The organism is Moraxella nasibovis, from assembly GCF_029581575.1.
Taxonomy (GTDB): domain Bacteria; phylum Pseudomonadota; class Gammaproteobacteria; order Pseudomonadales; family Moraxellaceae; genus Moraxella; species Moraxella nasibovis.
The window spans coordinates 683,868-706,403 of record NZ_CP089975.1 but is presented as its reverse complement, the minus strand read 5'-3'; the positions used below and the strand labels follow the sequence as shown (position 1 = coordinate 706,403).

At 46.5% G+C, this 22,536-nt stretch carries 24 protein-coding genes and 1 tRNA gene; 12 read left to right on the top strand and 13 right to left on the bottom strand.

Annotated features, from left to right (window positions below; genetic code table 11):
* The 11 genes from LU290_RS03260 (at position 1) to LU290_RS03210 (ending at position 5,519) form a co-directional block, all read left to right on the top strand.
* Complete coding sequence (locus tag LU290_RS03260) at positions 1-507, top strand: siphovirus Gp157 family protein (RefSeq protein ID WP_277809128.1); 507 nt, start codon at positions 1-3, stop codon at positions 505-507.
* 158 nt (positions 508-665) lie between these two features.
* The gene (locus LU290_RS03255) at positions 666-1,139 is read left to right on the top strand and encodes an ATP-binding protein (protein ID WP_277809127.1); all 474 of its coding nucleotides are present in this window, start codon (positions 666-668) and stop codon (positions 1,137-1,139) included.
* 1 nt (position 1,140) lies between these two features.
* Complete coding sequence (locus tag LU290_RS03250; RefSeq protein WP_277809126.1) at positions 1,141-1,842, top strand: hypothetical protein; 702 nt, start codon at positions 1,141-1,143, stop codon at positions 1,840-1,842.
* A gap of 9 nt (positions 1,843-1,851) precedes the next feature.
* Complete coding sequence (locus tag LU290_RS03245; RefSeq protein WP_277809125.1) at positions 1,852-2,235, top strand: hypothetical protein; 384 nt, start codon at positions 1,852-1,854, stop codon at positions 2,233-2,235.
* Positions 2,232-2,639, top strand: coding sequence for a hypothetical protein (locus tag LU290_RS03240; RefSeq protein WP_277809124.1), 408 nt, complete (start codon positions 2,232-2,234; stop codon positions 2,637-2,639). The genes LU290_RS03245 and LU290_RS03240 overlap by 4 nt, the downstream gene beginning before the upstream one ends.
* Positions 2,632-3,129 carry a hypothetical protein gene (locus tag LU290_RS03235; protein ID WP_277809123.1) on the top strand — a complete coding sequence of 166 codons (498 nt, stop codon included), beginning with the start codon at positions 2,632-2,634 and terminating at the stop codon, positions 3,127-3,129. Before LU290_RS03240 ends, LU290_RS03235 begins: the two co-directional genes overlap by 8 nt.
* A 38-nt stretch (positions 3,130-3,167) precedes the next feature.
* Positions 3,168-3,551, top strand: a complete 384-nt coding sequence (locus tag LU290_RS03230; protein WP_277809122.1) for a hypothetical protein — start codon at positions 3,168-3,170, stop codon at positions 3,549-3,551.
* Positions 3,548-3,853, top strand: coding sequence for a hypothetical protein (locus tag LU290_RS03225; protein WP_277809121.1), 306 nt, complete (start codon positions 3,548-3,550; stop codon positions 3,851-3,853). The genes LU290_RS03230 and LU290_RS03225 overlap by 4 nt, the downstream gene beginning before the upstream one ends.
* Entirely contained in the window at positions 3,837-4,250 is a 414-nt protein-coding gene (locus LU290_RS03220) for a hypothetical protein (protein WP_277809120.1), read from the top strand. Before LU290_RS03225 ends, LU290_RS03220 begins: the two co-directional genes overlap by 17 nt.
* On the top strand, positions 4,247-5,299 hold the full coding sequence (locus LU290_RS03215; RefSeq protein ID WP_277809119.1) for an FAD-dependent thymidylate synthase: 1,053 nt from the start codon (positions 4,247-4,249) through the stop codon (positions 5,297-5,299). Before LU290_RS03220 ends, LU290_RS03215 begins: the two co-directional genes overlap by 4 nt.
* Positions 5,226-5,519 carry a DNA-binding protein gene (locus LU290_RS03210; RefSeq protein WP_277809118.1) on the top strand — a complete coding sequence of 98 codons (294 nt, stop codon included), beginning with the start codon at positions 5,226-5,228 and terminating at the stop codon, positions 5,517-5,519. Before LU290_RS03215 ends, LU290_RS03210 begins: the two co-directional genes overlap by 74 nt.
* Here LU290_RS03210 and LU290_RS03205 read toward each other — a convergent pair.
* The gene (locus LU290_RS03205) at positions 5,514-6,776 is read right to left on the bottom strand and encodes a tyrosine-type recombinase/integrase (RefSeq protein ID WP_277809117.1); all 1,263 of its coding nucleotides are present in this window, start codon (positions 6,774-6,776) and stop codon (positions 5,514-5,516) included. The two genes, LU290_RS03210 and LU290_RS03205, sit on opposite strands and share 6 nt — an antisense overlap.
* A gap of 156 nt (positions 6,777-6,932) precedes the next feature.
* Here LU290_RS03205 and LU290_RS03200 point away from each other — a divergent pair.
* Positions 6,933-7,009: transfer RNA gene (locus tag LU290_RS03200), tRNA-Ile, on the top strand.
* A 137-nt stretch (positions 7,010-7,146) separates the two neighbouring features.
* Here the strand turns inward: LU290_RS03200 and LU290_RS03195 are convergent.
* From LU290_RS03195 to LU290_RS03140, 12 genes are all read right to left on the bottom strand, one after another.
* Positions 7,147-8,061: a bestrophin family protein gene (locus LU290_RS03195; RefSeq protein WP_277809116.1), complete on the bottom strand. Its 915-nt coding sequence runs from the start codon at positions 8,059-8,061 to the stop codon at positions 7,147-7,149.
* Positions 8,062-8,067: 6 nt separating this feature from the next.
* Positions 8,068-8,940, bottom strand: a complete 873-nt coding sequence (locus tag LU290_RS03190) for a M23 family metallopeptidase (RefSeq protein ID WP_277809115.1) — start codon at positions 8,938-8,940, stop codon at positions 8,068-8,070.
* 245 nt (positions 8,941-9,185) lie between these two features.
* Positions 9,186-10,880, bottom strand: a complete 1,695-nt coding sequence (locus tag LU290_RS03185) for a fructose-specific PTS transporter subunit EIIC (RefSeq protein WP_277809114.1) — start codon at positions 10,878-10,880, stop codon at positions 9,186-9,188.
* Positions 10,881-11,022: 142 nt separating this feature from the next.
* Positions 11,023-11,979 (bottom strand): 1-phosphofructokinase family hexose kinase, encoded by a 957-nt coding sequence (locus LU290_RS03180; protein ID WP_277809113.1) that lies wholly within the window; start codon positions 11,977-11,979, stop codon positions 11,023-11,025.
* Positions 11,979-14,837: a phosphoenolpyruvate--protein phosphotransferase gene (ptsP, locus tag LU290_RS03175; RefSeq protein ID WP_277809112.1), complete on the bottom strand. Its 2,859-nt coding sequence runs from the start codon at positions 14,835-14,837 to the stop codon at positions 11,979-11,981. Before ptsP ends, LU290_RS03180 begins: the two co-directional genes overlap by 1 nt.
* A 330-nt stretch (positions 14,838-15,167) precedes the next feature.
* A complete protein-coding gene (gene truC / locus LU290_RS03170) occupies positions 15,168-15,905 on the bottom strand; it encodes a tRNA pseudouridine(65) synthase TruC (protein WP_277809111.1) in 738 nt (245 codons plus the stop codon).
* 11 nt (positions 15,906-15,916) lie between these two features.
* Positions 15,917-16,939: a DNA polymerase III subunit gene (locus LU290_RS03165; protein WP_277809110.1), complete on the bottom strand. Its 1,023-nt coding sequence runs from the start codon at positions 16,937-16,939 to the stop codon at positions 15,917-15,919.
* Between the two features lies 1 nt (position 16,940).
* Positions 16,941-17,717: a 3-deoxy-manno-octulosonate cytidylyltransferase gene (gene kdsB / locus LU290_RS03160; RefSeq protein ID WP_277809109.1), complete on the bottom strand. Its 777-nt coding sequence runs from the start codon at positions 17,715-17,717 to the stop codon at positions 16,941-16,943.
* 116 nt (positions 17,718-17,833) lie between these two features.
* On the bottom strand, positions 17,834-18,301 hold the full coding sequence (locus tag LU290_RS03155; protein ID WP_277809108.1) for a hypothetical protein: 468 nt from the start codon (positions 18,299-18,301) through the stop codon (positions 17,834-17,836).
* A 14-nt stretch (positions 18,302-18,315) separates the two neighbouring features.
* The gene (gene lpxK, locus LU290_RS03150) at positions 18,316-19,323 is read right to left on the bottom strand and encodes a tetraacyldisaccharide 4'-kinase (RefSeq protein WP_277809107.1); all 1,008 of its coding nucleotides are present in this window, start codon (positions 19,321-19,323) and stop codon (positions 18,316-18,318) included.
* Positions 19,324-19,334: 11 nt separating this feature from the next.
* Positions 19,335-21,113, bottom strand: a complete 1,779-nt coding sequence (gene msbA, locus LU290_RS03145) for a lipid A export permease/ATP-binding protein MsbA (RefSeq protein ID WP_370688541.1) — start codon at positions 21,111-21,113, stop codon at positions 19,335-19,337.
* Between the two features lie 276 nt (positions 21,114-21,389).
* The gene (locus tag LU290_RS03140; protein WP_277809106.1) at positions 21,390-22,463 is read right to left on the bottom strand and encodes a ParB/RepB/Spo0J family partition protein; all 1,074 of its coding nucleotides are present in this window, start codon (positions 22,461-22,463) and stop codon (positions 21,390-21,392) included.
* Between the last annotated feature and the right edge of the window lie 73 nt (positions 22,464-22,536).

Below are 22,536 nucleotides of genomic sequence, written 5' to 3'. Positions count from 1 at the left end.
ATGAACTTGTATCAAATCACAACCGACATTCAAGAGCGAATGGACGCACTACAAGCACGCTTAGATGATGGCGACAGCCCCACCGCTGATGATGACGAGGTGCAAGCCATTTTGGGGCTGATAGATGGCGATTTGACGGATAAGCTGGCAAGCTATCGCCATGTCATGCTCAATCTTGACGCACAAGCGAGTGCTTACGAGGCTGAGATTGACCGCTTAACCAAGCGTAAAAAAGCCATTGATAACAGCCTAGAACGGCTTAAAAATGCCGTATTTTTGGCTATCAAGACCAGCGGTCAAAACAAATTTGAGTTTGAGACAGGCAAGATGTGGGTGCAGGCATCGGCGCCAAGCGTACGATTGGACATAAGCCCCGAGCATCTGCCAGAAGAATACCAAAAACACACCATCACCGCCGACACAACTGCCATCAAAAAAGCTTTGCAAGCTGATGTTCAGATTGATGGTGCGGTATTGGTGCAAGGTGAACATTTGAGGATTAAATAATGGCTATTGGAGTATTTATCTTAGGTCATAGCGGAAGCGGTAAATCCTTTTCGCTTAAAAATTTAGACCCCAATAATGTTGGTTTTATCAATGTGGTTGGCAAGTTTTTACCCTTTCGATGGGCTAATTTTCGCCAACTTGTCAGCGATGACCCATTTTTGATTATTGAAAAACTAAGGCGCAGTACCGCCCCCATCATTGTGATTGATGATTTTCAATATCTGATGAGCAATAAGTTTATGAGAGATAGCGACATCAAAGGCTTTGACAAATACACGCAAAACGGCAAAAACATTTGGCAAATTTTAAACATCATCAACTACGAAATGAAGCCTTATCAGCGTGTTTATATCCTAAGCCATACCGATGAAGTGGACGGCAAAACCAAGCTAAAAACCATTGGTAAATTGCTTGACGAGAAAATCACGCCTGAGGGCATGGTTGGCATTGTGCTACAAACACACATTGAGAACGGCAAGCATTTCTTTTTGACGCAAAACAACGGTTTTACAACCGTTAAAACCCCTTTTGAGATGTTCGATGATGAGCTTATCCCGAATGATTTAGAGTTTGTGGATAATGCGATTTGCGAATATTACAACTTACCCAAAACCCTAGAACAGGAGCAATAAAATGAGCTATTTTTTCACACGCAACGACCAATCCGCCAAAAAAGCAGGTGGTTCAAGCCGACTATCCGCCCATGAATTTCATGCGGTCAAAATCACCCAAGCCTATTGGGGCGTATCACAAGGCGGTGCGAAATTTTTAAGCGTGAATTTTGTCAATGCCAATAATGAGACCAGCGACGACATCAAGATTTATTTTGAAAATTCGCAAGGCGAGCAGTTGTCAGGCTATCGTCAGATTAATGCTATCTTAGCATTTAACAATATTGCAGGGCTAAATCAAACACAAGGCACCTACAAAGTCTATGACTTTGAAGCTGGGGGCGTGGTGGATAAGCAAGGTTTGATTGCCCCTGAGCTTGTGGGTGCTTTTGTGGGAATTATCCTGTCAGAAAATCACTACAACGGGCAAAATGGCATTAAGCACAATCTAAACCTATCCGCCGTGTACCATCACCAATCCACCCAAAATGCCAAGCAGTTTTTGGAAAATCTACCGCCAGCACAAGGGCAAATTGAAGGCTCTATTGCTTATGCCAAAAAGTCATCCGAGAACAGTCGCAATGCAGCCGAGCGTGAAGCAAACAAAAATAATGGCAACCCACCGCAACGCCAGTACCCACAAGGTATGATGCCAAGCCCATCCACCGCCATGCAACGACCACCGCAAAATACAGTGTACCAAAATGACGACATTCCGTTTTAAGGAGCAACCATGAACCAACTACAAACCATCATCACCGAAATCACCCAAGCCCTAGAAAATGCCGATTTGGGGCTATCTGTGGGTGAGCTGATGACCATTACCAAACTGTCAAGAAAGACCATCACCACGGCACTAAAACACATGAGCGTTGAGTTTGACGGCGTGGGCTATCAGCTAAAAGCAGTTGAAAATGATGTTACTTCATCACAAGCTGAAATCTTGCATGCTAAAAAACGAAACCGCCCTTTTACGCCTAATCCTTTGATGGGCTACCAAGTAGAAAAAGGCAAAGTCAAAATCTTTTTAAACCGCCGTGCCAGCTCAAAGACCCTCACACTCACCAAAGAGGATTTGGCAGAGCTGGTGAATGCGGTGAATAAATTAGGAGAATGAGAATTAATTTAACCCCACAAGAAGCGTTGCAAGCCCTTGCTGATGGTAAAAATTTAGAGTACAGATGGTACAACCAGAGCGACTGGCGACCTTTTTATAGTTTAAGTAACGGAGTATCTGTTGAGGCTATCCTTAGAGGTCATTTTGTTTTCCGTCCAGTCCAAGAAATGATTACTGTAGGCGATGTAAGTTTTCCAAAGCCTGTGAGCGAACCACCAAAACGAGGAAGTGAGTATTATATGCCTGCTGTAGGGCGTGATGTCTTCTATATTCCAGTTAGTTGGGACGATGACCAAGTAGATAGATTTAGACTTAAGCGGGGTTTAATCCATCTAAGTAAAGAAAACGCTATTGCTCATGCTAAAGCATTGATTAAATTAGGAGGAGGAAAAGTTGATGACTGATTTTAACTTTAAAGAGGGTGATAAGGTTTATTATCCAACAGTATCAAACAAGGCTTTAACCCTAAGAGCCTCTGTTGGTAGTGGACCATACATCGTTGGGCTTGTTTGGGGAGGCATCGGCGACAAAGATTCTTTTACGGCTGACGGCAAACGCTACCATACAGACCCAAACCCTAGTATTTTCCCCGCAACACAGGAATGGTATGACAAGTTAGTCCATGTATATCCTGACCTTGAGAACCCACCAACGCAAAAAGGGGCTATAGACATTATCCTAGCGATGATTGAGGCTGATTGGGGTTATATCCCTTGCAGAGTTAGTGATGACGAAGACGACTTTGACTATGTGGATTTAATTAACAGTATTATACTTACCAGTACCGCATCGTATGTAGGTAGTAAAGAGTGGAAATTTGCCGTTCCATTCGACCCACAAACTAATAAAAACATTATCGACTTCGTCAATGGCGAGATTGTTTTGGAGGATTGAGTGGTGTCAAATGAAAATAAACCATCAGGAGTTTGATAATGAGCGATTTGATTTTATACCTTTATTTGATTGATATTTTTGGGAATTTATCATTCGCACTGATGTTTGTATTGTTTGTTTTGCTTGCGGCATTAACTGTAGCGACTATTATTATGGCTTCGCACGCTGATATTTATGGTTTTGACGAAGTGAAACCTTTCCTATACAAAGTGTATATACCAGCATTGCTTGTATTTTGCGTATTAGGTTTACTTAAAATCGCAGTACCTAGTAAGCAAACCATGTACACCGCACTAGGCTTATACACAGCCAACCAAGTCATGCAACAACCACAAATGGTTGAGGTAGGCAATCAAGCAATGCGTATTTTGCAAGCCAAACTTGATGAATACGAGAAAGAATTGATGGAGAAAGATGAATGAAGCTATGGCATAAATTTGCGGACGAAACACCCGACCATTATAGGGAGTTAATCATTCGCCAAAGTAAAGATGGTGAGTATGAATATAATAGTGCGATGTCTGTAGAAGATTATAAAATCCCCACAGGGAGACGCACCCCTCTTGTAGAACATACTTTAGAATTTAGAGATGCTCCATATAAGCATTATTTTTCTGTAGAGATGAGCAAGAGTTTCGAACCATCAAATGCACCTGAAATCGAATGGTGCTACTTAGATGACCTATGTAAATTAGTGGAGAACCGAGATGACACAACTAATTAAGTTTAACGATTTAGTCTATCTACCATCAGTATCAAATAAGTTGTATAAAGTAGGAGCTATTGGTGGTACTGACGGCAAAGAACTACTCATTTTTCATGGTGGTACGATGTTTAGAATAAATGCAGGAGGGTGTTTGTTTAAGTCAGGTACTAGAATTTGCCTACCACAGCAATTTGCTTTCCTAGCCACGCCTGAGAACAAAGAAAAACTTGAGCAGGTTTATGGTAAACTTGAAGATATTCCTGAGGATTTAGCAATACTTCAAGAATTTATTGGAGCCATAGAAGCGTTTCATGATGCCATAGTATATAGGTATGAGTTTGGTTGTGATGACAAAGGAGTACCTAAAATTAAGGATAAGTTAATTCAAATGTTCAAAGAACGAGGTAAGAAATGATTAAAGCAACTATCATCGCTGACAGCGTGTCGGCACATACAGGACAGCGTATTACTACTTTTGAATTAGAGTATCATCGCTATATCCACAGCGAGCTTATGACGCATCGTCAGTTCAGTCGCAATGCTGCTAGTAGTAGGGCAATTCCTATTCGTACAGCAATAGACCAAGTCGGATTAAATCCTGCTATGCCAATTCACTGGGGGTTAAATCAGGCGGGTATGCAAGCCAAAGACGAACAAGCAGATGTTGATGCTTGTGAAAAAGCATGGTGCGAAGCAGCAGACTCAGCTATTTATTATGCGTTCAAATTAGAGCGTCTTGGCTTGCATAAGCAAGTAGTTAATCGGATTTTAGAGCCATTCCAGATGATGAAAACGCTCGTTACTGCGACTAGCTTTGACAACTTTTTTAATCTGCGTTGTCATACCGATGCCCAACCTGAGATTAAACAGTTAGCTGATTTGATGTATGGTGCTATGCAAGAGAGTGAGCCTGAAGTACTGTACGCAGGTGAGTGGCATACACCGTATGTCAGACATTCTCGCAATGTTGATGGTCAGTTAATCTATATCATAACAGACGAGACAGAACTACCTAGCATTGTTGATTTAGATACCGCTATCAAAATCTCATGCTCATGTGCAGCCCAAGTATCATATCGTAAGAATGATACTAGTATTGAAAAAGCTATTTCTCTCTACGACAGACTGGTCGGCAGTGAGCCAGTCCACGCTTCAGCTTTTGAGCATTGTGCTACACCTATTGATAATACAAGAAAAGCACACGCTGGTATTACTCATTGGAGCAGAGGTGCAATGATACCTTACTCAGGTAACTTCACAAACTGGGTGCAGTATCGTCAGTTGATTCCAAATCATGATTGTAAGGGATATATAGCCCCAAAGGGTTTGAGAAGACAACAACACGCATGGCAACGCTATCTATTCCACACGATAATTATTAGGAGTATAAATGTCAAAACTAAAAACATTAACCGCAGAACAAGCCAAATCCGAGTCCGACCGCTTTTGGTCGGCAAGCGATGACGCTGTTTTCCCACCCATTACGATTGCGATTATTTTGAATAAGTCGCTGTCGTGGCTGCAAGCCAAGCGGTGCAATGGCGACGGCATACCATTTATTAAACACAGTAAAAAAGTGATTTATTACCAAAAGTCAGATGTATTAGACTACTTAAATAAATTCGACAAAGTGCCACATACTTCCGACCCCAATTATTATAATTACAAAAAAGCCCTGTCATAGGGCTTTTTTATTGTATTCATCTAATAAAAATTCTCGCCATTCTCCCAATACGGTACTTTCAATTTCATTCATTGCTTGGCGTAGTTTTTTATCGCTGATTTGCACATATCCTGCCGTTACATCGTTATCGTCATCTTTGTGGTTTAGCAGGCGTTTAATTGTATATTGACCGTAATCTAAATTCTCGGCAATGCTAGCAAAGGTTCGGCGTAAATCGTGAAAAGTAAATTTGACACCACATTCATTATTGATTTTTTCACGCACTTTGGAAATATTGACAATGTGTCCGCTTTTGGATTTGGCGGACGGAAATACCCAATTTCCTGTAATATATTTTCGTCTTTTTTTCATCAAAGCCCAAAGCACATCACCCATTGGCAGGGTGTGGACCTCGCTATTTTTTGGGTCAATGGAGGATACAAAACCATATTTTAAATCGATTGCCGACCATGCGATGCTTTCGCATTCGCTCCGCCTAAACCCTGTTAATATTAAAGTCAATAAAAAATCTTTGTTCGTTTCTAATGACTGCCCACGATTTTCAAACTCTACAACCGCTTTTACCCAATCTGGCATTTTGTCTTCGTTGATGTAAGTCTTTTTGCGTTTGATTTTATTCCACGCCTTTTTTGCGGTCAAAGTTTTGGTGGGTGATATGGCGGGCAGTAGCGGATTTTCGTCATCACCAAGATAATGCTCAACCGCAAAATTATACACCGCCCGAAAGACTCGCATTGCCATATTTGCCTGTGCTGGGCTGTTTTCGGTCAAGGCTTTGTGTTTGTCTTGCACCATTTTTCTTGTGATGTCGGCAAGTTTTTTATTTTGCCAATCTGATAGATATTTTTCCATCACTTTGTCGTAATCGTGGCGAGTATTTGGTTTTAGCGTGCGTTCACTCAAAAAAGCGGTGTAAGCATCGGCAAGGGTAGGATGTTGGCGATTTAATTCTCGCTCATGCTCGTGGGCTTTTTGTTCAGTGCGTTTTTGCTCATTTGGGTTAATACCCTGACCCATCATCGCCAGCGTCTCACTTGCCTTTTGGCGAGCTTGGGGCAATGTGAGCTGTCCAACGATGCCGAGTGTGTGGCGGACGGCTTGTCCATTGACTTTTTTCTCAACGATGTAAGTCTTGTAGGTCTTCTGGACACGCACCGCAAAACCAATCAAATCACTGTCTCGGTAAATGGCGGGGTCAGCAGGGAGAGACTCAATCAAATTTTTTGTGAGTCTAACTCTTTTGTTTTTGCTCGTCATTGTGTATAATATCGCCATATTGCAACAAATAGCGATATTATACAACATTTCTATGTGGTCTACTATGCGTCTACTAGAAATATTTGCAATCATTTTTGGATTGATGTACAATATAAACATTCAATAAGTTGTTGTAATTATTGGATAATTTTTTTTGGGCCTATAGCTCAGTCGGTTAGAGCAGGGGACTCATAATCCCTTGGTCCACAGTTCGAGTCTGTGTGGGCCCACCAAATTTAAAGTCAAAAAAAATCAAGGGTTTATACATCATAAACCCTTGATTTTTTTTATTAAAAAGCCAAACAGTCGCCAGCTGACATCATAATCATCAGCAGTCATTGAAAATCTTTGATGCACTCAGCACGAAAGCTTAGGAAAAATTATAAGACGCATCAGCATTGATGGGTGCAGGCAGTGGCAAATCCAGCAAAGATAAGGTCTCACGCTCCATCAGTCGCACCATCGTATCTAGCGGCAGATCATTGTCAGCCGTGCCAAATGGCTCTTCTAGCTGATGGCTAAGCTCATCAAGCCCAAGCAATAAATACGACAAAAACCCCACCAAAAACGGCGTCCAAATACCCATCACCGATTCAAGACCAAAGGGCAACATCCAACAAAAACAAAATACCGCACGATGCAGCAGCACCGAATACGGAAACGGCAAAGGCGTACTGGCGATACGATCACAGCCCGCCTGAATATTACCCATCTCAATCACATGGCGCTGAATGCTCGTATAAACAATGTCGCTCACCTGCCCTGTCTGCACCGCTCTCATCAAGCGCAGCTGCATCTTTTCAAGCATGACCTGTGGCGCATTGACATGATGATTCAGGGCGTCAAGCTCATCATCAGCCAAATCATGAAAATGTGCAAACTGCGCCCTATCCGCCGTCTGTCCACGCAGGCGGTTGCGTAAGAGTCCCACAAAAAGCAGCATCTCAATGAGTAGCTGCTTTCGTTCGTCATTGGGTAAAAAATGACTGTCTCGTGTCAGATGGCGTGTGTTGGCGATCATCGCACCCCACAGCTTACGCCCTTCCCACCATCTTTCATAGCAAGCGGTATTGCGAAAGCCCAAAAATATGGAGAGCACCACGCCAAACACCGTAAAGCCCACCGCAGGCACGCCCGTCACGGCATAGACCTTATAATGCGTCAAGCCCCAAGCCACCATCGATATCGCCATCAGCGCAAGCACAAGCGGCAGCACCTTTGGTAGCACCGTGCCACGCCATACAAACAACAGCTTTAAGCGGTTGCTTTTATCACGGACGATCATGGCAAATTATTTTAAAACAGACAATGGATCAATGTAGCTTGAATTGCGAGCGATACGAAATTCAAGCAGTGCCGCACCATCGGCTTGCGCACGCATGGTGGCGATCTGCTGCCCTGCCTGCACGGTCTGCCCTGATTTGACCTGCGCATTTTGGATATGGAAATAATTACTCACAAAGCCGTCAGTATGCGCAATGGCGATCATCGCTCCGTCAATATTGCCATCGGCGTGCAGTACCGTGCCCGTACGGCTTGCCAGCACCGCATCCCCCGCTCGACCAGAGAACCACATGCCCTGACTGGTCACTGCCTGACCATTGATGGTGGTGGTGCCAAAGCGGCGCACCACAGGGTTGCCACTACCCACAGGATAGCGAAACTGCATCAAGCCTGCACTGCCCACAGAAGGTGGCGCACTGGCGGTGACTGGTGGCGGTGTGTAAGAAGGTGTACTGGTCGTGGTCGTCACAGCTGGGGGTGTTGGTGTCGCTGTGACCTGAGAGCGTGCCGTGGTGCTTTGGCGTGGTGGCGTGGTGGCCGCTGTCGTGTTGCTGCTGGCATTGCCTTGCCAAAGTGTCAGCCACTGTCCTGTGTAGATGGTGTACTGGGAATTCAGATTATTGATGCGACCGATGTCACGCCAGTTGAGTCCATAGCGCTCAGCGATTTTACTTACCGTGTCGCCTTGCTTGACCAGATGATGACTGGGTACACCTTTGTTATTCATCACGACTTTCGGGGCATTTGAGCCGCCGACCGCCTTACTGCTGCCTTGCTGATAGGTGGGCTTACTGGCACAAGCTGACAATAACAACACCCCACAAAGACCAGACAACATCAGCACTGGCTTGGTTTTTGACTGATAATTCATAACACTCATCACAATCACTCCCCTTTTGTCAATCAATCAATAATTACACCCATCAAATATTAAAGTTTGCCACAAAATTATGTGATGTCGTAGGCTGGGTTGAGTGGAACGAAACCCAAAATTCTCAAGGACTTTAAAAATTCAGCAGATGTAGAACAAGCTTTTTATTGTAACACACCAATAAAAAACACAAAACCCATCAAAGGACAGGTTTTGTGTTTTTTTGTCAAAAAATGCGGCTTAGGCTGTAACAATTAAGCCGTAGCAATTTTTGGCTTGATGGTCGCATAAATCACGCCAGTCGCCACCGAACCGACCGCAATCGCCACCAAATACATCAAAGGCTGTGAGACGAACGGAATCACAAACAGACCGCCATGTGGTGCTTGCAGAGCAATGCCAAGACTCATAGAAATCGCACCAGTAATCGCCCCGCCAATCAATGATGCGATAATCACACGGGCAGGATCTGCCGCTACGAACGGCAACGCCCCTTCAGAGATAAAGCACAGACCCAGTACGAATGATGCTTTGCCAGCATTTTTTTGGTTGTCGTTGAATTTTTTGGCAGCAATCCAAGTAGCAATCGCCATACCAATCGGCGGTACCATACCTGCCGCCATCGCCGCCGCAATCGGTGTATAAACGCCTGAGGCGATCATACCCACCGAGAAAGTATAAGCCGCCTTGTTAATTGGACCACCCATATCGGCACACATCATCAAGCCCAAAATCAAGCCTAAAATGATTGCATTGGCATCATTCATTGATTTTAGCCAGTTTGTCAGCATTTCCATCAACGCTGCCACAGGTGGGTTGATCGCATAAATCATCAACAAACCAACAATCAGCGAACCCAATAACGGCAAAATCAAAATCGGCTTTAATGCAGATAAACTTGGTGGCAATTTAATCGCATCGTTTAGAAATTTGACGGTATAACCTGCCAAAAAGCCTGCCACGATACCGCCCAAAATACCAGCCCCTGCTGTATTGGCAAGCATACCGCCGATCAGACCCACCGCAAGACCTGGGCGATCAGCGATAGAATACGCCACATAGCCAGAGAACACCGCAATCATCAAAGCAAACGCACTACCACCACCGATGTCCATCAACGCTTTTGGCAAGCCATAAGCGATCGCCGCATCTTTAAAGGCTTCCACGCCAAACATGAACGACATGGCAATGAGCAAACCACCCGCCACGACAAGCGGTAGCATGTGCGACACACCAGTCATCAGGTGCTGATACACGCCTTTTTTCTCTTGGCTGGCGGTTTCATTACCTGCCGAACTTGCCGCCGCACCGCCTTGATAGATTTTCGCCTCCGCCAATGCCTTGTCAAATTCTTGGGCGGTTTTTTTCAGGGCAAGACCTGTCGAAGTGCGGTACATTTTTTTGCCAGCAAATTTTGCCAAATCCACATCAATGTCTGCCGCCACGAACACCAAATCTGCCGCCGCCACTTCGTCCGCACTGATTGGATTACCAGCACCGACCTGACCACGAGTCTCAACCTTAATATCCCAACCTTGTGCTTTGGCGTAGTTTTCAATCGCCTCTGCCGACATAAAAGTATGTGCCACACCAGTTGGGCAAGCGGTAACTGCCACCACATTAAATGCCTTGCCTGCCTGCGGTGCTGATGCCGCCGCTGTGCTTGGCGCTTGGTCAAATGATGCCAAAGCAAACAGCGATTGTAGATAATTTTCATCATCAAAGCGAGTGATGTCCAGCTCGTTTTGGTTTAGATAAATGGTTTTGCCATCAACGGCGGACTTGTCGCCAATGATGACTTTATGAGCTTGATTTGCCTGCTCGGTCAATGAGACAGTTGCCGGTACGCCTTGATTTTGCAAGGCTTTTGCCAGTTTTTTGGCAATCAATAATGTGTGCGGTGCGTTTTGCTCAGGCACAATCACATAAGAAGCGGTTAAAAATTGCATAGGTTTTCCCTATTGTTTATAAAATTTTGGTTAAAAAAATGATCGGTTTTTTGGCATGATGCACTCAACAAATCTAACATTTATTGCGGTGTGGTAGGGGCAAATAATATTCGCCCTTACGGCCAAGTCTAATCACAAGCCATCAAGACAACTGCAATGGCTGTACACTCACCTTTGCCAACAGCTCATCAAGCCTGTCTGGGCTTGCCGCCTTAAAGCCGACAATGCTCACCGCATGGGCGGATAAGGCTGTCGCACGAGCCAAAATATCGGTAGGTGCTAAGCCTGCCAATAGCCCTGCCATCATGCCAGCGGTCAGCGTATCGCCAGCCCCAACGGTACTTTTGACGGTCATCTTGGGTGGCAAGGATCCATAAATCTCATCGCCACAGAACCAATGTACGCCACGCTCGCCCATGGATACGACAATATGCTCAATCGGCAAGCCTGCCAATAAAGCCGCCTGCTCGTTTAAAGTTTTTGCAGATTGTCCAAAAATCTCAAAAAGCTCGTCATCATTAGGCTTGATTAGCCACAGCTGATGTTTTAAGGCAACTTTCAAAGCCTTACCACTGACATCAACCGCCACTTTATCATTGACCGCTGTCAAAGCCGACAGCAGTGCATCAAAATCTGCCATCTCAAAGCCCTGTGGCACACTGCCTGCAATCAATACCGCTTGACAGTCTTTGGCAAGCTTGGTTAATTTGGTCAATAATGCCGATTTGTCCTGCTCGCCCACCACAAAACCTGTGCCGTTGATGTCGGTGGTCGTGCCTTGGTCGGTCAATTTGATGTTGGTGCGAGTCTCGCCTGCCACACGGACAAATTCATCAGTAACAGTGCCAACCGACTCATCACTTGCCAACTGCTGACGATGAGCAAACAGCTCTTCAAATACAGACGCATTTTGCTCGCCCAAAAATCCAGACGCCACCGCATCCATACCCAGATCCGCCAAAATCTGAGCAGCGTTAAGCCCTTTGCCTGCTGGGTCGGATTGGGCAGTGGTCGCACGATTGACTTCGCCCACTTTGAGACCCACCACCGACACCGTCATGTCAATGGCAGGATTTAGGGTAATACAAAGCACACGCATTACGCACCACCTTGCACAGACAACGCACGCACTTCGCCCGCCGTTTGGCAAGCCAAAGCACGCTTGGCTAAAAACTGGCAATCCGCCATATTCAGCTCACGCACTTGTTGTTTGACCAGTGCAATGCTCGACACTGACATGCTGAGCTCATCAACACCCAAGCCCAGCAAAATCGGCACCGCCTTTTCATCGCCTGCCAATTCGCCACACACGCCCACCCACTTGCCATGAGCATGAGCTGCCTGCACGGTGTGATGGATCAGCATCAGTACGCTTGGGTGCAGACCGTCAGCATCTTTGGATAAGATCGGATGCCCACGGTCAATCGCCATCACATACTGGGTCAAGTCGTTCGTACCGATACTAAAAAAATCCACTTCTTTGGCAAAAGCATTCGCCATGATTGCCGCACTTGGCACTTCAATCATGATGCCCACTTGTAAGGTGTCGTGCGGATATTCGGCTCGCACCTCGTCCAAGACCGCTTTGGCTGCCGTCCATTCTTCAAGTCGCCCCACCATTGGGAACATGATACGCAGATCCCGCCCTTTTGATGCCTTAATCAAGGCGATGAGCTGATCTTTGAGCATGTTAGGCTGTTTGAGCGACAGACGCACGCCACGCAAGCCTAAAAATGGGTTTTCTTCGCTTGGCATGGGCAGATATGGCAAAGGCTTATCGCCCCCCACATCCAGCGTACGCACCACCAAAGGACGACCTTCCAAGGCATCAAACACCTGCTCATAATCACGAATCTGCGTGTCAATGTCAGGCACTTGGCGATGAGCCATGAACACCAACTCCGTACGAAGTAGCCCCACACCTTCTGCACCGCTTGCCACTGCCTTGGCGGTATTATGGACATTGCCCAAATTCACCACCACCTCGACCTGATGACCATCTGTCATGACGGCAGGCTCTAAGGCGTGCTGATTGGCAAGCTCTTTGCGCTGTTTTAATAGCTCTTGGGCTTTTTGACTCTCCAAGATCAGCTCATCACTTGGGTCAATCACAAACCAACCCTCAGACGCATTCATCAATACTGGTACGCCTTGTGTCGCACCCAGTACATCACTGCCTGCCCCAACCAATGCAGGAATGCCCAACGCCCTTGCCACGATAGCACTGTGCGAACTGGCTCCACCCACTGCCGTCAAGATGCCCGCCACACGAGCAGGGTCAAGACGCGCCACATCTGATGGCAACAAATCTTCTTTAATCAACACATAAGGCGTGGTAGGCTCTGTGTGCAGACTCTGTCCTGTCAGCACTGCCAGCACTTTTTGTCCCACATCTCTTAAATCTGCCGCACGCTCAGCAAGCAGATGATTGGCAACCGCCGACTGAATCTTGGCGGTCGTCTCAATATGAGCATGCCAAGCCGCCTCTGCCGACAATCCCTCATCCATACCATCTTTTGCCCCAAAGACAATCTCTTCATCATCAAGCAATGCCAAATGAGCGGTAAAAATCTTGGCAATGTCGGCATTTTTTGCACCAGACACCATCTGCGACAGCTCTGCTTTCACGACATCAATCGCATTTGTCAATCGCTCAAATTCCACCGCTGGATCATCTGCCGTCGCAGGATAATCAAATCGCACATCACGCACCACGAACGCCTCGCCCACCGCCACGCCAGATGACGCTGTGATGGCGACAGCCTTCTCGCCTGCCACGATTTTTTGTGTGTCGCTAAAATTTAATACAGTCGGTGCATCAGCCTGCTGTGGGTGAGCAGACGACACTTCAAATGGCTCTACTTCCTCGCCCAAACCATCTGCCACCGCTTGCACCAGCTTATCCAAATGTGCCACCGCATCCGTCTTAGGCTCGGCGATGAACTTTAATACTTGCCCACGCACCGCCCCCAAAGACAGCAGACGACTTAGACTCTTGGCAGACACAAAAAATCCGCCATCAACCGACACCTTAATCTCGCCTGCCACTTCTTTGGCAAGCGTAGATAACGCTGTGGCAGGGCGTGCGTGCAAGCCATGTTCATTTAAAATCACTGCCGTCTTAGACGCCCAAGACTCGCTAGACTCCACGCCCAAAAGTTTGGCAATAGCCTCTTTATCTGCACATGCCAACGCCGTCTCAAACTCATCATCCATCAGCACATCATAAGCTGCCGCCAGTTTTTTGGCGTCCAAATGCTCATTTGCCACGACCACCGCCACCGCCTTTGGTGCGATGTTTTGACCACTGATGGCAAGCGACAATGCCGACTGGGAAACCTGACTTTCATCGCCCACAAAACTCACGCACTGCACATATTTAGACAGCACTTGTGATTTTGATGACAACAAGCTGACCGACTCTGTCAAATTTGCCGATTTTAGGGCGTTTAATGCCGTCATGAACAAAGCGTCTGTGTCTTTGGCTTTTTCGTCAATTTTGATCAGATTTTCATTTAAAATCAAAGATTTGGGCTTGCCGTTAATGATGGCAAGTATGTCGTCAGCACTTTTGGCGAACCGAATCTTATCCGCCACATCGTCCGTCAAGACTTTGGTCAGCTGTTTTAAAACCTGCAAATGCTCGTCAGATTTTGCAGCAATCACCGCCGCCAGATACACCTTTTCGCCCTCGTCATTCCAGACCACGCCATCAGCAAAATGTGCCAAGCGAACACCTGTCTTTACAATGTATTCACGAGAATCTGGCGTGCCATGCGGAATGGCGATACCTTGCCCCAAATAAGTCGCCGACTGAGCCTCACGAGTCTGCAAGCCTGCCAAATAGCCCTCGGCAGTCAGACCATCTTCAACCAAAATTCCAGCCAGCACCGATAAGGCGTCTTGTTTGTCAGTGGCACGCAGATTCATGCGTACATCTTTTGCGGTTAATTGCATAACAACCCTCAAGGCTTACGCCCTTTATGAATAATCAATATATTTCAAAACATTTTCATTTGCCAACAATCACTCAAAAACACAAAATTTTGCCACACAGAGCCACAAGCGACCGTCACTCTTGCCGCCTAAAAATCAAAGGAAAAAAGAGAGTTTTTTGATGATTGCCCTATTAAGCCTAATAGAGTTAAGCCTGATAGAAATGTTTTGATAAAATGCGCATATTTTAGCATTTTTTATGACAAATGTAAGTATTTTTCAGCAAAGATTTTAATACTGATTGAAATTCATCGCCGATTTAAATATTAGCCAATCAAAGCACTTGGACGCCTAGGCACACAGCCAGCCAAAGTCGCTCATCACTTTTTGAAAATCTACATCCAATGGTGCGACCACCGAGATGCGCTCGCCACTTAGGTCATCAAAGGCGAGCGAGTGTGCGTGCAAGAGCAGCCGTGATACGCCTGTGAAGTCCGCCACCGTACGGTTTTGGGCGGTGTCGCCGTGCGTGGTGTCGCCCACGATAGGGTGGAATAGGTGTGTCATGTGCCGTCTAAGCTGGTGCTTGCGACCTGTGATTGGGGTCAGTTTCATCAGGCTGTAGCGAGAAGTGGCGTAGCGTGGCGTGGAGACGATGGGCAGTTCGCAAGTTGCCAGATTTTCATAATCGGTGATTGCCGTCTCTGGGGCTTTGTCGGTGTTGGCAAATTTATCGGCGATTTTGTCCAATTTGACCTTTAAAGGATAATCCACTCGCCCACACCCCAAAAGATGACCACGCACCACCGCCAGATATGACTTTTCTACCGTGTGCTGTTCAAATTGCAAAGACAAAATCCTTGCCGCCTCGCTTGATTTGGCAAACAACAAAACGCCTGAAGTTGGGCGGTCAAGGCGATGTACAGGATACACATAAGTCCCAAGCATGTCTCGCAAAGTCGTCATCACAAACACCGTCTCGTGCTTATCCAGCCACGAGCGATGAACGAGCATTTTGGCAGGTTTATTAACCACCACCAAATCATCGTCTTGATATAAGATTTCAAGCACAGGCTTTATCATTGGCATTTACTCACATTTTATAGCTTGGCAAGCGCCACAAACAGCCCATCATACGCCAATTTTTCTTGGACATTTTGACGAACGGACAGCACCACATCGTCCAAATAAAGCAAAAAATTCTCCATCGCTTGCAAATTAAGCGCTTGATTTTTAATGAGATTTTCCACATCCATGTCCGTATGGCGACTTGGCAAACCCAAACCCACTCGCACCACATCAATAAGCATCAGCCGTGTCAGGATTACAAATTCATCAAAGCCAAGCACGCCCTGCCAGTAGTCGCTTGCCGCCATTGGCAATCTCTGCCCCATTCGCAATGCCAGCCAAGTCTTGAGCCACAGCGTGCGTTTGTCAAACCAAGCCTCTTTTGGCAAATCCACCGCTTTTAGTACCGCACCGTCCGCCAAATCCAAGGCAAGATACGCCAAAGATTCATCGCCCAACTTATCCGCCACAAACGACAACGCCGCTTCATGCCTTATGTGATGCAAAGGCAAAGTCTGCACACGGCTTTTGATGGTGGGTAAAAGACGCGTCGGATTGTCGCTAATGAGAATCAAATGCACGCCTGCACGGGGTTCTTCTAAGGTCTTTAAAAGAGCATTGCTCGCCCCAACGGTCAGCGTATCCGCTCCGTCTAGCACCATCAGACGCACGCCCTGCCCCTTGATGTGGCTGTATTCTTGCAAGGCTCGCACTTCGTCAATTTTAATGCTACTTGGTGCAGAAGTTTTGTCGGTAGGCTCGGCGGTCGGCAGATGAATGCTCGGCAACACCATCAAATCAGGGTGCGTACCCGCCCTAAGCCACCCACAGCTTTGGCAAGACCCACACGCCCCATGCTCGCCCTTGTCATGACAAAGTAGCCACGCCACAAATCGCCAAACAAACGCTCGCTTGCCAATGCCTGCCATGCCACTTGCCAAAATGCCATGCGGTAATTTGCCGTCAAAAAACTGGCAAGTAACCTGCTCCCAAGCCTTGTTTTGCCAAGGCAGTAGCGGTGCAAAATAGGGTAATTGTTGTGATTGCTCGCTCATCTTAAAACTTCAAAAATTCCTCAACCGGCATGGCGTTGAGCCTATCCAAATCGTCCTGTGTGTCCACACCAAGTGGTAGGCTGACCGTTGCCACATCAATGGCGATTTGCTGGTGATTTTCTAAAATGCGTAATTGTTCTAGGCTTTCTAACACTTCAAGCTCGCCTTGCTCCCATGTGCCAAATTCTTTGAGCAGTTTAACTCGGTAGGCATAAAGTCCCAAATGACGGTAAGCGTTTTTGGGTTTATCGCCAAGCTCATCTTTTAAATGACCGTCCCTATCGTACGGCATGGGGCTGCGGCTAAAATACAGAGCCTGAGTGCCTGCTTTGACGACTTTGACCACTGAATTTTTATAAAAATCCTCAAAATTGTCAATCACTTCGCACAAAGTCGCCATGACACAATGGGGATTGTCAATGAGCAGATTTTTGACTTGCTCCAAAAGAATTGGCGGCACAAGCGGTTCATCGCCTTGCATATTGACCACGATGTCATCATCGGCAAATCCCAAAAGCCGTGCGACTTCGCCCAATCTGTCCGTACCCGAGGCGTGTTCGCCTGTCATCACCACAGGCACGCCTGCATTTTGGCACACCTGATAAATCCTGTCATCGTCAGTCGCCACACACACGCTGTCAGCAAAGGTGGCTTGCAAGGCTTTTTGGGCTGTCCATAAAATCATTGGTTTGCCGTGAATTTCTAGCAACGGCTTGGCAGGTAGGCGGGTGGATTTGTAGCGGGCAGGAATGATGATGTGGGTTTTGGGAGCGGTCATGGTTGTTCCTATAAGTTAAGAAATACAAATTAACTTGTCTATTGTATGATAGTTTTGGGGAAAATTTTTGATTTTTTTAGGTAAATTTGACCATAAGTTAAATCCAAATCCTAAACTTATTGGGCATTACGGCATTCAAAATTACCATCTTTATTCCACTTTATACTCACAGTAAATCTCGTCCTTGAGTTTCTCGTAAAACTATCGGCATAATAACCTTTATAAGTGATCAACATATAGCCAAGATAACAATATCTACCTATGATACCAGCAGACTCATTTTCAACATAAATTTTTTCCCAAATACCTATTTTTTCAATGTTTTGATGGATGTTGATAACAGTAATTTCTTGTGGATGGTCGTAATGTTTTGATAGAACATAAAGGTTTGATTTTTTATATTCGTCCAATATATAGCCACTTTCATTGACGGTAATATCATCAAGCCATTTTCTAAAATCCAAACCGATTTGTTTTTGATGCTCCGATGGCATTTCAGCTCTTGAAATAAAAAATAAGCCAGCAAGAATAAAAGGAATGACAACTAGAGTCTGAATGATATTCTCTTTCTTGATCTTTTGCATACCCTTTTACCTTTTCAAACCCCCAACTTCCCAAGCACCCTATCCATTTCCTGATAAACACTCTGCGACAACACCGCCTGCACAGGCAAAATCCATACATTGTCAAAAATCGCATGGGGTGTGCGTTTGGCAAGCTCACGGATTTTTACCGCATCTTTACTGGTAATGATGATGGGCAAATCCGCCAAATCCGTCAGCTCATCAAGGGCAAAATCATGGTGGTCGCCAAAGGGCTTTTCCACCACATCAAAACCCAAATCGGTCAAGGTGTTAAAAAATCTGGCAGGATAGCCGATACCGCTCACGCCATAAACCTTTTGGGGTGGTAAAATTTTCTCGCCACCCAAAAGCGGTGCAGGCGTACTGGGAGCTAAGTGCATGAGCAGAGCATCATCGGCATATCGCTCGGCTCGTGCGTCATGATAGATGACGGTCGCTCCATCTAGGCGGTCTATAGGCTCACGCAAAAACCCTTGCGGAAACAGCTTACCATTACCAAAGCCACGCACCCCGTCCACCACTATCCATTCTACATCACGGTGCAAGGCATGATGTTGCAGTCCGTCATCGCTGATGATGAGTTGTAAATTGGGATAATTTTTTATAAGTAAATCAATCACCTGCCCACGATTTGCCCCCACCGCCATTGGCACACCTGTTTCACCCACAATCAGACACGGCTCATCGCCCACTTCACTGGGCGTGCTGTCGGCATGGACAAGGGCAGGCTCGCTCCCCTCTCGCCCATAGCCACGACTGATGACCCCGACCGCCACGCCTTTACTTTGTAGATACTTAACCAAAGCAATGATGAGCGGTGTCTTGCCAGACCCACCCACCGTGATGTTACCCACCACCATCACAGGAATGGGGGCGTGGTACTTGGCAAGTTTATCGTTATCATACAATGATTTACGCACACGCCCCACCACCCCGTACAATGCCGACAAGGGGGCGAGAGCGGTCAGCCACGCAGACTGATTTTGCCACGCTTTTGTGATGAAAAGTTCGGCTTTTTTCATGTCAGTTTCACTCAATCACTTTGCTCATCAAAAGTGCGTTCATACATGGTGCGATACACACCACCTTTGGCCAACAGCTCATTATGCGTACCCATCTCCACGATTTGCCCTTTGTCCATGACGATGATGCGATCGGCATTGGCAATGGTGGATAAACGATGGGCGATGACCAGCGTGGTGCGACCTTGCATGACCGCCTCCAATGCTTTTTGGATATAAAATTCGCTTTCATTATCAAGAGCAGAAGTCGCCTCATCCAATATCAAAATCGGTGCGTCTTTTAACAAAGCACGAGCAATGGAGAGTCTTTGTCGTTGCCCGCCTGACAACTGCAAACCGTCCGCCCCAATAAAGCTGTCATAACCGTTGGGCAAATCCATAATAAAGTCATGGGCGTAGGCGGATTTGCTGGCAGAAATGATGTCATCACGAGATTTGCTGGATAATGCCCCATAAGCGATGTTGTGAGCGACCGTATCCAAAAACAGCGTAACCTGCTGATTGACCATCGCAATCTGCTCACGCAAACACGACAGCTTAATCTCATCAATGGGCGTGCCATCAATCAAAATCCGCCCCTGCGTTGGGCTAAGCGAGCGAGTCAAAAGATTGACAAGCGTTGTCTTGCCAGAGCCTGAACGCCCCACCACAGCGACCGTCTCGCCTGCCTTGATGTCAAGGCTAAAATCCTTGATCGCCTGCGTGCCGCTGTCATAAGTCAAGCCCACTTTTTGAAAGCTGATATTGCCTGTGATGACAGGGGTCAGCGTGCCTTGGTCCGCCTCTTCGACCTCATCGATGAGCGCAAAGATGGACACACCTGCTGCGATGCCTCGTTGCAGTCTTTGATTGACATCGGTCAATGCCTTGACAGGGCGAGCCAAAAGACCTGCCGCCACCAAATAAGACGCAAACTCGCCAGCGCTCGTATCGCCCAGCACCTCAGGGCGCAAAGACAGCCAGATGACAAAGCACATACCCGTCGCCATGAGCAGCTGAATCACTGGCGAATTGATGGCAGCAAGCACCGTAATCTTTAATCCCTTATTCAGGTTTTCCAAAGATGCCTTGTCAAATCTTGCCGATTCGTACGCCTGACCGCCATAGTTTTTCACCACTTGATAGCCTGTGATCGCCTCATTGGTGATGTGGCTGACCGCACTCATCGTGTCTTGGACATCCATCGACAGCTGAGCGAAGCGCTTTGACACACGCCTAATGATCCAAAAAATCGGCGGCACGATGACCATCAGCACCAAAGTCAGTCGCCAGTTGGTATAAAACAAAAACCCAAACAACGCAATCACCGTCAAGCCGTCTTTTAATAGCGTAGTAATGGAGTCAGTGGTGGCAGCGGTGACTTGCTCGACATCAAAAATCAGCTTAGATGAAATCGTGCCTGCTGGGTTGTTCAGATAAAACTTAGACGGCAGACGCAAAAGCTTATTAAACACCTCAACTCGCAGATGATATACCAAACTGCGTGCCATCAGCGCCGCATAATACCCACCCAAAAACGAGCCAATACCACGAAAAACAAACAGCAAAATCACCAAAAAAGGGAACCAAAACTTGCGTTTGTCGTCGTTATTATTGATCGCCTCGATGATGTATTCAAAGAGCTTGGCGCTTGCCACCTCGCCGCCTGCGCTGATGACAAAGCCGATGATGACCAAGATGAACGCCCACCAATAGGGTTTTAGGTAGGACATCAGGCGCAAAAAGACGGCGAATTTGTCCGCTTTTTCAAAGTCTTCTTGGCGTTTGGATTGATGATGGGCTGTGTGCATGGCGTGTCTTTTTATGATTGTGGTGGTTTTGATTGGTGTGGTGGTTTTGACGAGATTGTTTGATGATGCGTGGGTAAAATGACTCGAAGTTCCAAGCAAAGCGCTTAATGCGGCTTGTGACAGGCGGCGTTTGCTCGTTATCGCCACCCATCACACTTTTTTAAAAAAAAAGATGGTAAAAATCTAGGCGCTTTTTAAATCTCTAAACCCAAATCTCTAAGCTTAAATCTCCAAGCACTTTTTAATCAATGAACTTTAAGCACCTTAGAATATCCATCAGCCCAATGCGCTCAAATCTAGCCCAAATTGAGCCAGCAAGCCTTGCAACTCGTCATCATCATGGAAAAATATCTCCACACTACCCTTGCCATCTTGACCTTGCTTAATCTTGACAGACGCACCGAGCGCATCGGAGATTTTTTGGCTCAGCGCCTTGATCTCATGGCTGTCCGTCTTGTCTTTTTTGGCAGGCTCTGGGTTTAAAATAGATTTGACCAGTTTTTCAGCATCACGCACTGTCATCTTGGCATCGATGATTTTTTTGGCGATGATGGGCTGTTGTTTGGCAGATAAAGACAGGAGTGTGCGTGCATGACCCATGTCAAGCAAGCCCTCTTGCATATAGTCTTTGACCGTATCGTGCAGATTGTTTAGGCGCAGCAAATTAGACACCGTAGCCCGTGCTTTGCCCACCACATCGGCAATCATCGCATGGCTCATGCCAAATTCACTATGAAATCTTTGTAAAGCCGCCGCCTGCTCCAAGACATTCAAATCCTCACGCTGAATGTTCTCAATCAGCGCCAGCGCAATGGCAATCTCATCAGACAGCACTCGCTCAATGGCAGGGATACTGGCAAGCCCCGCCATCTTTGCCGCACGCCAGCGACGCTCGCCTGCGATGATCTCGTGCGTGACGGCATCACTGGTCTTATCCTCGCCAGACAACAAAGGGCGAATGACGATCGGCTGCATGATGCCATGCTGACGGATAGAGTTGGCAAGCTCGCCCAGCGCCTCTTCATTCATGTCTCGGCGTGGCTGATATTTGCCAGACTGCAAGCGCTCAGTGCCGATCTCAATGAGCGTGACCTGCTCGCCTTTACCATCCTCGTGGGTGTCGGCAGATTTATTTTTTGATTTTTTCTTGGCTTTTTTGGTTTTGTCGGCTTGAATGGTGGGAATGTCGGTCTCGTCATCAAGCAAGTCAAACTTCACTGCCACCTCATCGCCCAAACCCTTTGGTGCAAGCGGCGGCGTGATTTCGCCACTGACGATTTGTCGTTCTTTTTTTAGGCTACCCATCAGCGCATCTAAGCCACGCTTTGCACCAAGTCCACGCTTTTTCATGTCATTTTCCAGTTTTTAACCAACTCTGAACCAACTTTTAGCCAATCAGCCAATCAAGCCACTTCAATCAATA